The organism is Marinagarivorans cellulosilyticus, assembly GCF_021655555.1.
GTDB classification, from domain to species: domain Bacteria; phylum Pseudomonadota; class Gammaproteobacteria; order Pseudomonadales; family Cellvibrionaceae; genus Marinagarivorans; species Marinagarivorans cellulosilyticus.
The window spans coordinates 5,164,070-5,177,452 of record NZ_AP023086.1 but is presented as its reverse complement, the minus strand read 5'-3'; the positions used below and the strand labels follow the sequence as shown (position 1 = coordinate 5,177,452).

Here is a 13,383-nt window from a genome sequence, read left to right as displayed (position 1 = left end):
AAGCCTCCGGCTTTGCCGGAGGTCAGTTAACTGCTGCATACGACAGTGCTGATAGGGTAGCCCCCATCTCGGAGATCCAAGCTTTAAGCACACAAGCTAAACGCTCTAGTCTCGGAAGTAATGCCATTTTAAGCGAGGCGCGTGATGCATAGGGCTTCAATAGTTGGGGTCATCGAGTGGCATTCCACTCTGTCTCTCTCTGAATCTCTCTCTGATTTTTTAATGTGCCTAAATGCAACCCCCTCCTTCCTTACCCGAAAACCCTTCCGAACTTGATCCTGCACCCAAAACGGCAGTTGTTGCCGGCTGGCAGTTTACGCATAATGCCTGCCACGAAAAAGCACACGAAGAGCCACTATGACTAACACCATCTACGCCAAAATAGCCGACGAACTCAATGCCGGCCTTAACCAAGTACAAGCCGCTGTAGGGCTATTAGACGAAGGTGCAACGGTGCCTTTTATCTCGCGCTACCGTAAAGAAGTGACAGGTGGCTTGGATGATAACCAGCTGCGTACACTAGAAGAACGCTTAACCTACTTGCGCGAAATGGAAGATCGCCGCGAAACCATTCTTAAATCGATTTCGGAGCAAGAAAAGCTCACACCAGAGCTAGAGCGCGCCATTCGCGGGGCCGATACTAAAACAACCCTCGAAGATTTATACCTGCCCTATAAACCCAAGCGCCGCACCAAAGCCCAAATAGCGCGCGAAGCTGGCCTAGCGCCGCTGGCAGAGCAGTTACTTGCCGACCCAAACCTAGAGCCAGAAGCACTCGCAGCGCAGTTCCTCAATAACGAGCACAAGATAGAGTCCAGCAAAGATGCGCTCGATGGCGCCAAGCAAATTTTGATGGAGCAGTTCAGTGAAGACGCCAAGCTGCTTGAAAAAACACGTACGTTTATGCGTAGCGAAGGCTACCTAGCGGCGGGCGTTGTAGCCGGTAAAGAGGCCGAAGGCGAGAAGTTTCGCGATTATTTCGAGCACAAAGAAGCCTTTAGCACCATGCCAAGCCACCGCGCTTTGGCGATGTTTCGCGGTCGCAACGAAGGCATACTGAATATGACTTTCACGCTGGAGACCGACCTAGAGCCAGGGCAAATGCACCCTTGCGAAGTGATGATCGCCAAGCACAACAATATAGAAAACAAAGAGCGCCCTGCCGATAAGTGGTTAGCGGAAGTTGTGCGCTGGAGCTGGCGAGTTAAAATTCTTACCCACTTAGAAACCGATTTGCTGGGTGATTTGCGCGAGCGCGCCGAGCAAGGGGCTATTGATGTTTTTGCCCGTAATTTAAAAGACTTACTACTCGCTGCGCCAGCCGGCCAGAAAGCCACCATCGGCTTAGATCCAGGCTTGCGTACCGGTGTAAAAATGGCAGTAGTCGACCCAACAGGCCGCGTGCTGGACCACGGTGCAATATTCCCCACTCCGCCGCAAAAACGCATTGCCGAAGCGGAAGCTGTGCTGTTAAAAATGTGCCAAAAGCATAACGTCAATTTGATTGCTATTGGTAATGGCACAGCCAGCCGCGAAACCGATAAATTCGTGGGCGACTTCTTAAAGCAGCACCCCGAATTCAACATCCAAAAAGTGATTGTGAACGAGTCTGGCGCGTCTATTTATTCGGCCAGTGAATTTGCCGCTAAGGAATTCCCCGATTTAGATGTGACGATTCGTGGTGCTATTTCTATTGCTCGCCGTTTGCAAGATCCACTCGCCGAGTTAGTAAAAATCGACCCTAAATCCATTGGTGTAGGCCAATACCAGCACGATGTCTCGCAAACCCGTTTGGCTAAATCGCTGGATGCCGTGGTGGAAGATTGTGTAAACGGCGTGGGGGTGGAAGTTAACACGGCATCGGCCCCACTATTGGCGCGCGTGGCGGGGTTAAACTCGACCATTGCCAATAATATTATTGAATTTCGCAACGAAAACGGCCCTCTTAAAAACCGCAAGCAGCTATTAAAAGTGTCCCGCTTAGGGCCAAAAGCCTTTGAACAAGCAGCAGGTTTTTTACGTATAGCCGGTGGCGAAAACCCACTGGATGCCTCGGCGGTGCACCCCGAGTCGTATGAAGTGGTGGAGCATATTGCAAAAACCAACAGCCGCGATATCAAAGGCTTGGTTGGCGACAGCAGCTTTGTGCGCAATTTAAAGCCTAGCGACTACATCTCCGATAAATTCGGTTTACCCACGGTTACCGATATTATTAAGGAGCTCGACAAACCCGGCCGTGACCCACGCCCCGAATTTAAAACGGCGCAATTGAAAGACGGCATCGAAAAGCTAAGCGACCTAGAGCTAGGTATGACGCTAGAGGGTACCGTTACCAATGTGACGAATTTTGGTGCTTTTGTTGATGTGGGCGTTCACCAAGATGGTTTGGTGCATATTTCTGCGTTAAGCCACACCTTTGTAAAAGACCCACACTCCGTTGTAAAAGCCGGTGATATCGTCAAAGTGAAAGTGATGGAAGTGGATGTGCAGCGCAAGCGTATTGCATTAAGTATGCGACTTGATGACACCCCCGGTGAAAAAACCAGCGGCGGGGGAAATAGTCAAAATAACAACCGCAATAACGCCAATAAAGCACAGCGTAGTGGCCGGCAAAACAGCAACTTTAAAGACAACGTTCAGCAAGGCACTATGGCAGCTTTATTCGAGCAAGCCCTCAAGAAAAAGTAACATGAAAGCGGGCTAAGCCCGCTTTTTTTATTTCCCCTTTCCCTGTCATTGTTTTCACTTTTATTACCATATCTGTCATTATTTTGTGCATATGACACAAAAATCCCATTTTTTCTTGTCTCTAAAACCGTCATAATTTAAAAAATTGATAATTATTTAACCCAAAGCAAATTCATTTGTAACCGGTTTTTTTTATTCAATTCGTTTTTTGACGCCGTTCAATTTTTACTCACATCCTAAGCCATTTTTGGTCATTGACACCGTGCTACTTTCGTCGTGTGTGATTGCACATGCTCACTCTCCAAAGCCATAAAAACGCTCTGAATTGTGTTTTTCAAAACTACAAAAACTTACCGCTTTTATTGCTCAGCAATAAAAAGGGGACAAACTGATGGGACAACAAAATGATGATTGCAGCGAATAAACAAAAGCTCTTATTTTATAGCGCAGGCGCATTACTGACTTTAGCGCTAAGCGCGTGTACCGGAACAGAAATAACTTCAAGCTCCAGCGAAGCCGCTGTATCAAGTCAGGCTGTCTCCAGCTCTGTGCCTGTGAGCGTCTCGAGTGCAGTGGTTAGCTCTAGCTCGGCAGCCGCCACTATTGGCAGCGTAGCGAATGGCCAATCGTTAATGAGCGACAGCCTGTGTTCGGGCTGCCACACCGATAATGGTGATGGCACCTTTGGCGGTTTGGTGCCCTTTAACGCCATAACTATGAACCGCGGTGCGACAGCTGCGCAATTGGCGACGTACATCAGCCAATCTATGCCTTCTACTAGCCCAGGCCTGTGTACAACCAGTTGTGCAAACGACACCGCCGCTTATTTGTGGTCGTTTAGAAGCGGCGGCACGCCTACTACAAGCTCTGCACCAACCTCGGGAACTAGCTCATCAGCTGATAACGGCGTAGGCACAGGGCTCGGTTACAAGGTTCTGCCCAATGGGCGCGGCGGTGTTAACTATGAGCCAGGTGCGCTGGACGAAAGCGTAGGTTTTGATAGAGCCGTATCACTCACCGCATTTGAAGAGACGCTGTACCCCCACTTGAAAAACTCTGGCTGTGGCTCTTGCCATAACTCGGCCATTGCCCCAGAGCTTGGCGGTAATCAAGCCCCTATGCATTCGGATAATGACGTTAACCTTGCACACGAATACGCCTTAACGCGCGTTAACTTCAAGAGCCCACGCGAATCGAAGTTTGTTGTTCGTTTAGAAATCGAAAGGCACCAATGCCCTTCTGGCGCAAGCTGTGCCAGTGCTGGCCGTGACATGCTAGCGGCTGTAGAAGCCTGGAAAGCTAAAATAGAACACATGCTGCCAGAAACGCCACGCGGGGTACCAGCAGGTACCAGAATTAGCGAAAGTGAAATGGAGCAATGGATCGCAGAGGATAAAGCCACCCTTTCTGCAGATGACCGCAAATACACCGTCTATACCTCTATGCACGAGCTGCACAACGAAGGCTTAACGGCCGACGAGCTTGATATTGTAAGGGTTGGATTGTCGAAAGCATTGAACTCGGTAGCGCGCTGGGCCCCTGAAATTGTTAACCCAACAGACGTTAATGGTAAGGGCATCCTTTATCGCTTTGATATTCGTGATTACTGGGGTTACAACCAAGGCGTTAAAGAGATCTTATTTGGTGGCTCGGATGACGACCTTGCTTTTACCAACACACCAAAAGTGAATTACAAAGGCGAAGTGGTAGATAGCTCTATCCAGCAGCGTAAATACAACTTTACCAACCAAACCGTGCGCGACGACGATCACGCGTGGGCTGTTTGGGAGCGTATTCTGCACGGCAACGTAGAAGGCGCTAACGTAAACGGTGCCAATATCGACCCGTACATCGATGGCTTTAAAGGCGCACGAAGAACAAACCAAGCGGGTGAATATGTTGATATTAATGGCTTTGAATGGGTAGAGACGGCGCAACTTATTTACACCGTTACCCGCCCAGACGTTTATAACGCCATGATGACCAACCCCTTCTACGCCGATGAAATGGAGCGCAATCTTGAAGTGGATATCAGCAAAGGCATGGACTCTTACGATTACATGATTACCTTTGATGCCATTACCGTGGACTCACGTTTAACTTGGCGCGCCAAACGCCCGAATAAGGGCTGGTATTGGAAAACTTGGGATATCTTTACCGGGCAACTTGCAAGCGGCCGCGACCGCAACATCTTTGATGTGTATGCCGACCCTACCGGCCAAGATATCCGCTTCCCATGGTGGGCAAACCCCATTCCAAAGTTTGTTAAATCGTTATCTGTACAAGACGACAATACCGACTTCACCTTTATTGCCAGCTTGAACCAAACATTTGGCGAAGGAACTGGCGATAACTTTGGCTTCCTCGGTGGTGGTACACAGGGTTGTGATAATCAAAGTGGTGCAGTGCAAGGCTTTGGTAACTGCCGGCATTACACCGGTGAAGGCGGAGCCATGCAGGCAGCATCTGAGATTATTTACAGCTTAGATAACGGTTTGCAAGGTTACTACTTAACGGGCGGCTTTAACCAACGTCGACTCGACGCCTTCACTAATATTGTGCGCGACCCACGCATATTGACAGAGGCCGGCGACGATATCGGTACTGCCACTGGCTATTCCTATTCCAACCCTGGCGGCAGCGGATTTTTCCGCGGCTCTGACCCACGCCTTAACTTGGGTAGCTCGTGTATTGGTTGTCACACCGACGGCATGAACCGCGCCAGTAACGACCTGCGTTTATGGTTAGACAAAGCCCCCGACCGCCTACCCAAAGGCCCTTACGGTGTAGATGGTTGGATTAACGACCCACAAACCGTTGCTAGGGTTAAAGAGTTGTACAAGGAAGATGCCTACATGAAGGACCAGATCGAAAGTGATCGCCAAGGCTTCTTAGCTACAATGGCAGACATTAAAGATGCCATGATGTTTGGGCAGGACAAAAACGTCTATGTAGAACCCATTATCTGGGCGGTGGAGTACGTACAACGCGAGAAGTACCAATACCCACAAACTACATCTAACTAATGTTTATTTTGTAAACAAAACACTAAGGGCCTACGGGCCCTTTTTTGTTTGGATTTTTCGACTAAGCGAAACTTTTTAGAGTGTTACTAGCTCAGTAGATACGAATACAGTTAAAATAGTCTCCGTTAAACATTTGTTTCAATCAATACACCCATAAACATAAGGATATGACGCTTGAAAATACTGTCGTTTCTACTCGTTACGCTTTCTCTTATCGCCAGCAATAGCTGGGCCTCCTCTTCTATAACCATCAAACCCTCGCCAGCCGATTTTGCCAAGCTCCCGCAAGCCAGTTACTTTCAGCTATCCCCTGATGGTAAAAGCATTGCTTATGAAATGGTGTACGAGGGTAAGCCGGCATTAATAACGAAAGCTTTAGCGGCGGATTCAGATATTAAGTTAGGCGCTTTACCCTTAAATGGCGCCCACTTACAGTGGTTTCGCTGGGTGAATAATGAGCGATTGTTAGTGGCTATCCGCATGACGGCTGAGGGTTATACTCTAAGGAAACCGACCTATAAAGTTACCGTGCCTAAACGTAGTTTTATCCGTGTTTTTAGTGTGGATCGCAGTGGTTTAAACCCTGTTTATTTCGATATGGAGGCCAATAAGTACGGTTATACCTTAAACTACCCACGCTTAATTAGCTTACTAGATGATGATCCTGAGCATGTATTATTAAGTTTGGATCTGCTAGAAGATAAATTTGACAAAGCGCAAATACATAAGGTCAATATTTATACCGGTAAAAAAACTCTCGTAGAGCGTAACCGAAGTGGATACTCCTATTTTATGGCTGATAATCAGGGTAAATTACGTGTCGCTTTTAGATTTGGTGTTGGCGCTGGTACAGATGTCGCCATCTATACAAGGCCGAGTGAAGACGCATCATTTAAGCTGCTTGAAAAAAAGTCGTTTATGGACAAAAGTGCTTTAAAGCCTGTGCGTTTTGATTACGCCAGAGACAACGTTCTTATTCTTACGTCAGGTGAACTGGAAGATGATAATTATGACCAAGATGACGAGGACTTATTCGAGTTAGATATTGTTACTGGTAAATGGTTGGGTCCGCACGCTGATAAAATTAGGGACAATACAAAAGCCGTTCTTGAAAAAACGTTTAAAGGTAAGCGCGTAAGACTTCGATCTTGGGTGGACGATGTGACTTTAGAAAAAGCCATCTATGAAGTTTACAGCGATACCTCTCCACCTCAATATTTCTTGTTAAATTTAAAAGAAAGGCGCATGGACTTTCTGGCGGCAGCTTATCCCCAGTTAGAGGGTGTGGCACTGGCAAAAATGCAAGCAGTTGAGTATGAAGCACGTGATGGGCTAAAAATACCGGCCTATTTATCGTTACCGGCCTCGGCCGAAGGCAAGGGTAAACCTAAACTTCCGGCCATTATTTTCCCTCATGGCGGCCCTTGGGCGCGAGATTACTGGGGTTTCAATAACTATGTTCAATTCTTTGCCAGCAAAGGGTATGCGGTTTTTCAGCCGCAGTTTCGAGGCTCGAAAGGCTTTGGGTTTGAGCATTTACGCGCGGGTGATCAGCAGTGGGGGTTGGGTATTCAGAATGATATTACCGATGGTGTTAACTGGTTAGTTAAAGAAGAAATTATTGACCCTAAAAAGGTCTGCATTGTTGGCGCTAGTTTTGGTGGTTATGCTGCAGGAATGGGGTTGGCGTCGACGCCGGAGCTTTACCAATGTGGTATCAGTATTAATGGGGTTTTAGATATGAAATTTTTCAACCGTGATACGCTTTGGCACAATGAATATAACCAAGAGCTGACTAATCCAGAGTGGGGCCTAGCGAAAGTATCGCCTTATCATCTAATCAAAAAAATTGATGACCCAATGTTAATTATTTACGGCGAAGACGATAGCGTAGTCGACCCCGAACACTCAACCAAAATGCACAAAAGGTTGAAGAAAAAAGGAAAATCGACAGAGATAGTCAAACTCCCCAAAGGCGAGCATTGGCGGACGATTGAAGCAAACGAAATTAAAATGTTCGAAGCCATGGACCGCTTCTTGAGTACCTATTTAAACTAAAAGCCGTCATGGGGTATAGTGTAGCGGCATTCATTATTTGGAGTTTACGCACTATGTCCCTTGACGCGTTTATGCACATCTTAGGTTGGAGCGCTGTTATAAACATAGCAGTACTCGGCCTGTCTACAGTTGCACTTATCTTCCTTAATGGCCCAGTCGCATCGCTACAAGCTAAGCTGTTTGGTTTAACGCCAGAGCAGTGCCGGCTAGAGGCATACCGCTACTTGGCCACCTACAAAGCGCTGTTTTTGGTATTTAACCTTGTCCCTTATTTGGCGCTTCGGCTAGTCATCAGCGCATAACATCGATAACCCCATTGATGCGCTAAGCCATTTCCCTTATGTTGGCCGCCCCCTATTAGGCTTTTCCATACACGCTACTTTGAGGAAACTCATGGCCCTTTTGTCTTTTTTATCTAAGCCATACCATAAAATTAACGCTCTAATTTTTAGCCGTCGCAGCCAATTTGAAATGGGCGACAGCACCAGCAAAGAAGGCATGGAAGGCTTGCCCTTTCACCCCGCCAATGTGCTGGAGGGCGACCCGCAAATGCGCGCTAAAACACTGTGCCTTTCTGGCGATGGTGGCTTTATGACGGGGCTATGGGATTGTACCCAAGGGCGGTTTATGTGGTATTTCAAGTGCGACGAAGTTGTTCACATTCTAGAGGGCGAAGTGATTGTGACGGTTGGCGATAAAACCGAGCGCTTGGTAAAGGGCAGTGTGGCCTTCTTCCCTATTGGCACTGCCAGCGAATGGCATGTACCTAATTACGTATTTAAGTTGTTTTCGCATCGCAACCCCACCCCAACGGCTAAGCGCTTATTCGGTTAAAAGGCTAAGGCTCATTACTGTTTTCTATAACGCACAACGCAGATGTAGGCTACAGTTTAAGAGCGGATCAATGAATATTGATGGAGGCCGCCATGAACGCACAAAGCACTATTCACGACCCTACCTTGTTTGCTGGCCTAACAGCGCTGGCAAAATCCTCGTTTCCAAAGCGCTGTAATAATTGCGGTCGCTGCTACCCCGATGTAGACAGCTTTATCGCCGAAACCAAAGCTATGCAAGGCCATAGTGGGTTAAAGGAGGCGACTGGGGACGATGGCGATTCTATGGTCGAGTTGTTTCGCAACTGCGTATGCGGCTCCACCTTGCTAGACTTTTTTAACGACCGCCGCGATCTTACCGACGAGGGCGCACGCCGGCGCGCCAACTTTGGCGAAGTACTGAGCTACCTTGAAGCGCGGGGCATTCCGCATCACCAAGCGCGGTTAGAGCTCCTCAAGGTGATGCAAGGCGAAAGCAGCCAAGTGCTCAGCGAATTACCGCCAGACGACTAACACAAATACTCCCCTTCACTAGATTCTAGGCACGCCTTCCCAAAGCGCGCTATATTGCCCGACCGTGTCCCAAGGCCTTCGTTTATATGCCCCTATTGCAACGCACCTTTCAAGAGTGGCGCACATTATTGCGCTTAGGTGCCCCCATTTTAGTCGCACAATTGGCCCAAATGGCCAACGCCTTTGTCGATACTGTTATGGCGGGCAATGCCAGCGCTTACGACCTTGCCGCGGTGGGTATTGGCGTTAGCTTTTGGGTGCCGCTATCGCTCTTTTTTGTTGGCCTACTCGGCGCTTTACAGCCTATTATTTCCCAGCACATGGGGGCCAAGCAGCATAGCCAAATTCACCCAGTTGCTTGGCAAGGCATTTACATCGGCTTAGTTGGCAGCGTCGCCATGATGGCGTTACTGTGGAACGCCATGCCGGTGGTCGACCTATTTAATACCGACGCCAAAACAGGCGCCATTGTGGCCGGCTACCTACAAGCATTTGTCTGGGGGGTACCGGCGTTACTGCTACTAACGGCACTGCGCGGTTTTACCGATGGTATGGGTCACACGTGGATTTTTATGGCTTTTTCGCTGTTTGGTACCGCTTGTAATATCCCGCTGAACTATGTGCTTATTTACGGCAAGCTTGGCCTACCGGCTATGGGTGGCATTGGCTGTGGCTGGGCCACCACCGGCGCGAATATGTGCGCACTTGTGGCTATGCTAGGTTATTTAGCGTGGGGCAAACAGTTTCGAGGGTACCGGCTTTTTAAGCATGTAAGCCTACCTAATGCCGCACTCATAATGTCTATTTTGCGCTTGGGCATCCCCATTGGCATTACCTTGTTTGTCGAAGTCAGTATGTTTTGCGCGATTGCGCTTTTCCTTGCGCCATTGGGGGCGCAAACGGTGGCCGGGCATCAAATCGTGCTTAATGCCACATCCATTGCCTTTATGGTGCCATTAAGCTTAGGTATGGCAGTACTGCTGCGCGTTAGCTATTTAGTGGGCGAACAGTCTCACGCTCAGGCGCGCTTAGTGGCTTACTCTTCGATTGCGTTAGCCTTGATGATAGCCTGCATCAATGCGCCCATTCTGTTTTGGGGTCGCAGTATTATTGCCCATGTTTACACGCAAGAGCCTGCCGTTATTACCGTTGCCACCCAGCTATTTATGCTGGCCGCTATTTTTCAAATTGTGGATGTTATCCAAGTTGTGGCAGTAAACGCTTTGCGCGGGTATAAAGACACAACCTTGCCGATGTTAATTATTGTGCTGGCTTTTTGGGCTGTGTGCTTGCCCTTGGGTTATGTTTTGGCGTATACCGACTACGTTGTTCCTGCGATGGGCGCTGCGGGTTATTGGGTTGCCCTAACTGCAGGTTTGGCTATCGCTGCAGTCTTACTGACATGGCGACTTTTTGTTTTTAAACCTCAATACACTTAGGTGAACCCTGCAATGCAGACCGTTTATTTTGTGAATGCTTTTACCACACAAACACCCCATTCGGGCAACCCTGCCGCGGTGTGTGTACTGGATGAATGGTTAGCTGAAAGCACCATGCAAACCATGGCCGCACAGCACAATTTAGCCGAAACAGCGTTTGTCGTTGAAACGGGGCCAGGGGAATTTACCATTCGCTGGTTTACCCCCACAGTAGAAATCGACCTGTGCGGCCATGCTACTTTAGCCGCAGCACATGTACTGATCGAGCACTTTGGTATGCGCAACGAGCGCCTTGCGTTTGAATCGGCCAGTGGTACTTTATTTGTTTCCCGCAAACCTCAGTTAACGCTCGACTTTCCCGTGCGGCAACTGCAAAACAGTGAAGATGCCGATCGTTACCGACGGGCATTCGCTTTACCTCAAGCTACGGTTTTGTATAACGACCTTGCCGCCCTTATTGAATGCGAAAACGAACAGGCCATCAGAGATTTTCAGCCTAATTATTCTGCAATTGAAGCATTGCCCGCGCGCATTCATTACTTAACGGCCCCGGGTGATGCGTGTGATTTTGTTTGCCGAGTTTTCGCCCCCAAATTGGGCATACCCGAAGACCCAGTGACAGGCTCGGCCTATACCAGTTTAATGCCGTATTGGAGCAAAAAACTGCAACGCACGACCCTAGGCGCCCAGCAGTTATCGGCACGCGGCGGCCACATTCGTTTAGAGCTTTGCAACGATAGGGTACTGATTGGCGGTCAAGCGCAAACCGTGATTGTGGGCAAGTGGGCAATTGAGGTTGATCATGCATATTAAGCGCTATATTCAGCAGCTCAGTGAATTGGTTGCCCTGCCATCAGTTAGTTGCGCTAGCCCTAACTTGGATATGTCCAATAAAGCCGTGGTGGATACTCTTGCCAGCTGGTTCGAACCCTTAGGTTTTGATTGCCGCATAGAGCCTGTAAAAGACCACCCCGGTAAATACAACCTGATTGCAGTAAGGGGCCAAGGCGATGGCGGCGTTGTGTTCGCTGGCCATACCGATACGGTGCCCTATAACGCCGAGCGCTGGCAACAAGACCCATTTAAACTCACAGAAAAAAACGAGCGCCTATACGGGCTTGGCGCCACCGATATGAAAGGCTTTTTTCCCGCCGTGTGGGCCGCGCTACAAGCCTTCGAAAATACCGAGTTTAACGAGCCTGTCATTATTATTGCCACCGCCGATGAAGAATCCAGCATGAGCGGCGCCCGCGCGTTGGCCGAGCAATTGATGCCCAAAGCACGCTACGCGATTATTGGCGAACCCACCGAAATGCGACCTGTGAATATGCACAAGGGCATTTTAATGGAAGCCATTAAAATTCAAGGCAAAGCAGGGCACTCATCGAACCCGGCACTGGGGGTGAATGCCATGGAAAGCATGCATTCAGTTATGGGGGAGCTTTTACGTTACCGGCACGAGCTACAACAAAAATACCAAAACTCACATTTTGAAGTTACTGTGCCCACATTAAATTTAGGTTGCATTCACGGTGGCGATAGCCCAAACCGCATTTGCAGTGCCTGCGAATTACATTTTGATTTACGCATGCTGCCGGGTATGAATATCGACGAGCTGCGCGCCGAATTTGAACAACGCTTACAACCTGTAGCCGAACAGCACGGTACCGATATTATTTTTAGCACACTGTTTGCGGGTGTTCCCGCGTTCGAGCAGCCGGCAGAAAGTGAGTTAATACAAACCGTTAGCCAGCTAACACAATTCGAGCCCAAAGCCGTGGCCTTCGCCACCGAGGCGCCTTATTTACAATCGCTAGGTATGCAAACAGTCGTAATGGGGCCAGGCTCCATCGACCAAGCACATCAAGCTAACGAATTTATCGCACTTAGCGAAATAGCACCGGCTGTAAAAGTGCTTGAAGGTATCATTCGGCGCTTTTGCGTTTAGCGTGTTAATAAATGTGCAAATAACATAAGAGTCATTATGAAAACTCAACATATATCACTTATAGCAGCCTTGGTTTTGGTCAGTTTTTTAACCGCGTGTGCCGAGTTTAAAGATGCCGGCAAAACCATTGGCCACACCACCAAAGACGTTACCACAGCAGTAGGGCATGCCTCCCGCGATGCCGCCAAATCGATTGGCGAAACGACAAAAGAAGTTGTCTCCGATATTAAAGAAGGTAGCGAAGACTAATACACGTAAAGGACTCTCATGGATTACGATGCCTATAACGATTTTTGCCGCGCACTACCTGCAACAACACATGTTGTTCAATGGGGTGGGGCGCATGTTTGGAAAGTGGGCGGTAAAGTATTTGCCGTTGGCAGCCGGAATAAAGAAAACATGCCGGCTTATTCCTTTAAAACATCAGACTTAAATTTTCATATACTATCGGATGAACCCGGTTATAGGCCTGCGCCATACCTTGCTTCGCGCGGTATGAAGTGGATACAAAAGGATGGCCTCCCCAATATTGTTGACAACGCCCTTAAGCAATGTTTAATCGATTCGCACCGAATAGTTTCTTTAGGTTTAACGAAGAAAAAACAAAAGGAATTAGGTTTAAATCAAAATCCAAACGCAGATTAAACGCTTAATATTGCATTTGGGGCATCTCTAAAAATGCACTTTTTCCGCGATAGTGGCTTATAAGTTTTCGTCCCTCGACATTCTGCTCCTGCGTTATTCTAATCAGCCACTTCCATGTGGCGAGACAATATCTAATAAGGTGCTCCCTGCACCCATGCAAAATCTGTATTCAGTCCATTCAGGGATTTTCCGTGACAATCAAATGACATGCATGTTAAATATTTTCGATTTTT

Annotated in this window: 12 protein-coding genes; all 12 read left to right on the top strand. The window is 48.2% G+C overall.

What is annotated here, in order from left to right; all coding sequences use genetic code 11:
• The first annotated feature begins 232 nt into the window (after nucleotides 1–232).
• A complete protein-coding gene (locus tag MARGE09_RS21605; RefSeq protein ID WP_255711776.1) occupies nucleotides 233–361 on the top strand; it encodes a hypothetical protein in 129 nt (42 codons plus the stop codon).
• Nucleotides 358–2,688 carry a Tex family protein gene (locus MARGE09_RS20990; protein ID WP_236985131.1) on the top strand — a complete coding sequence of 777 codons (2,331 nt, stop codon included), beginning with the start codon at nucleotides 358–360 and terminating at the stop codon, nucleotides 2,686–2,688. Before MARGE09_RS21605 ends, MARGE09_RS20990 begins: the two co-directional genes overlap by 4 nt.
• 404 nt (nucleotides 2,689–3,092) lie before the next feature.
• Nucleotides 3,093–5,714, top strand: a complete 2,622-nt coding sequence (locus tag MARGE09_RS20985) for a hypothetical protein (protein ID WP_236985130.1) — start codon at nucleotides 3,093–3,095, stop codon at nucleotides 5,712–5,714.
• A 174-nt stretch (nucleotides 5,715–5,888) separates the two neighbouring features.
• A complete protein-coding gene (locus MARGE09_RS20980) occupies nucleotides 5,889–7,772 on the top strand; it encodes an alpha/beta hydrolase family protein (protein WP_236985129.1) in 1,884 nt (627 codons plus the stop codon).
• Nucleotides 7,773–7,825: 53 nt separating this feature from the next.
• A complete protein-coding gene (locus MARGE09_RS20975) occupies nucleotides 7,826–8,074 on the top strand; it encodes a DUF6868 family protein (protein ID WP_236985128.1) in 249 nt (82 codons plus the stop codon).
• 91 nt (nucleotides 8,075–8,165) lie between these two features.
• A complete protein-coding gene (locus tag MARGE09_RS20970) occupies nucleotides 8,166–8,606 on the top strand; it encodes a cupin domain-containing protein (protein WP_236985127.1) in 441 nt (146 codons plus the stop codon).
• A gap of 92 nt (nucleotides 8,607–8,698) precedes the next feature.
• On the top strand, nucleotides 8,699–9,118 hold the full coding sequence (locus tag MARGE09_RS20965) for a hypothetical protein (RefSeq protein ID WP_236985126.1): 420 nt from the start codon (nucleotides 8,699–8,701) through the stop codon (nucleotides 9,116–9,118).
• 86 nt (nucleotides 9,119–9,204) lie between these two features.
• On the top strand, nucleotides 9,205–10,557 hold the full coding sequence (locus tag MARGE09_RS20960) for an MATE family efflux transporter (RefSeq protein ID WP_236985125.1): 1,353 nt from the start codon (nucleotides 9,205–9,207) through the stop codon (nucleotides 10,555–10,557).
• A gap of 12 nt (nucleotides 10,558–10,569) precedes the next feature.
• Nucleotides 10,570–11,370, top strand: coding sequence for a PhzF family phenazine biosynthesis protein (locus tag MARGE09_RS20955; RefSeq protein ID WP_236985124.1), 801 nt, complete (start codon nucleotides 10,570–10,572; stop codon nucleotides 11,368–11,370).
• Nucleotides 11,357–12,505 (top strand): acetylornithine deacetylase, encoded by a 1,149-nt coding sequence (gene argE / locus MARGE09_RS20950; protein ID WP_236987426.1) that lies wholly within the window; start codon nucleotides 11,357–11,359, stop codon nucleotides 12,503–12,505. Before MARGE09_RS20955 ends, argE begins: the two co-directional genes overlap by 14 nt.
• A gap of 36 nt (nucleotides 12,506–12,541) precedes the next feature.
• The gene (locus MARGE09_RS20945; protein WP_236985123.1) at nucleotides 12,542–12,754 is read left to right on the top strand and encodes a hypothetical protein; all 213 of its coding nucleotides are present in this window, start codon (nucleotides 12,542–12,544) and stop codon (nucleotides 12,752–12,754) included.
• A gap of 18 nt (nucleotides 12,755–12,772) precedes the next feature.
• On the top strand, nucleotides 12,773–13,150 hold the full coding sequence (locus MARGE09_RS20940; protein WP_236985122.1) for an MmcQ/YjbR family DNA-binding protein: 378 nt from the start codon (nucleotides 12,773–12,775) through the stop codon (nucleotides 13,148–13,150).
• Nucleotides 13,151–13,383 lie beyond the last annotated feature (233 nt).

Bases quoted from the DNA above. Each gene is read 5' to 3' on its own strand.
- MARGE09_RS21605 (WP_255711776.1), top strand. From the start codon at position 233: ATGCAACCCCCTCCTTCCTTACCCGAAAACCCTTCCGAACTTGATCCT.
- MARGE09_RS20990 (WP_236985131.1), top strand. From the start codon at position 358: ATGACTAACACCATCTACGCCAAAATAGCCGACGAACTCAATGCCGGC.
- MARGE09_RS20985 (WP_236985130.1), top strand. From the start codon at position 3,093: ATGATGATTGCAGCGAATAAACAAAAGCTCTTATTTTATAGCGCAGGC.
- MARGE09_RS20975 (WP_236985128.1), top strand. From the start codon at position 7,826: ATGTCCCTTGACGCGTTTATGCACATCTTAGGTTGGAGCGCTGTTATA.
- MARGE09_RS20970 (WP_236985127.1), top strand. From the start codon at position 8,166: ATGGCCCTTTTGTCTTTTTTATCTAAGCCATACCATAAAATTAACGCT.
- MARGE09_RS20965 (WP_236985126.1), top strand. From the start codon at position 8,699: ATGAACGCACAAAGCACTATTCACGACCCTACCTTGTTTGCTGGCCTA.
- MARGE09_RS20960 (WP_236985125.1), top strand. From the start codon at position 9,205: ATGCCCCTATTGCAACGCACCTTTCAAGAGTGGCGCACATTATTGCGC.
- MARGE09_RS20955 (WP_236985124.1), top strand. From the start codon at position 10,570: ATGCAGACCGTTTATTTTGTGAATGCTTTTACCACACAAACACCCCAT.
- MARGE09_RS20945 (WP_236985123.1), top strand. From the start codon at position 12,542: ATGAAAACTCAACATATATCACTTATAGCAGCCTTGGTTTTGGTCAGT.
- MARGE09_RS20940 (WP_236985122.1), top strand. From the start codon at position 12,773: ATGGATTACGATGCCTATAACGATTTTTGCCGCGCACTACCTGCAACA.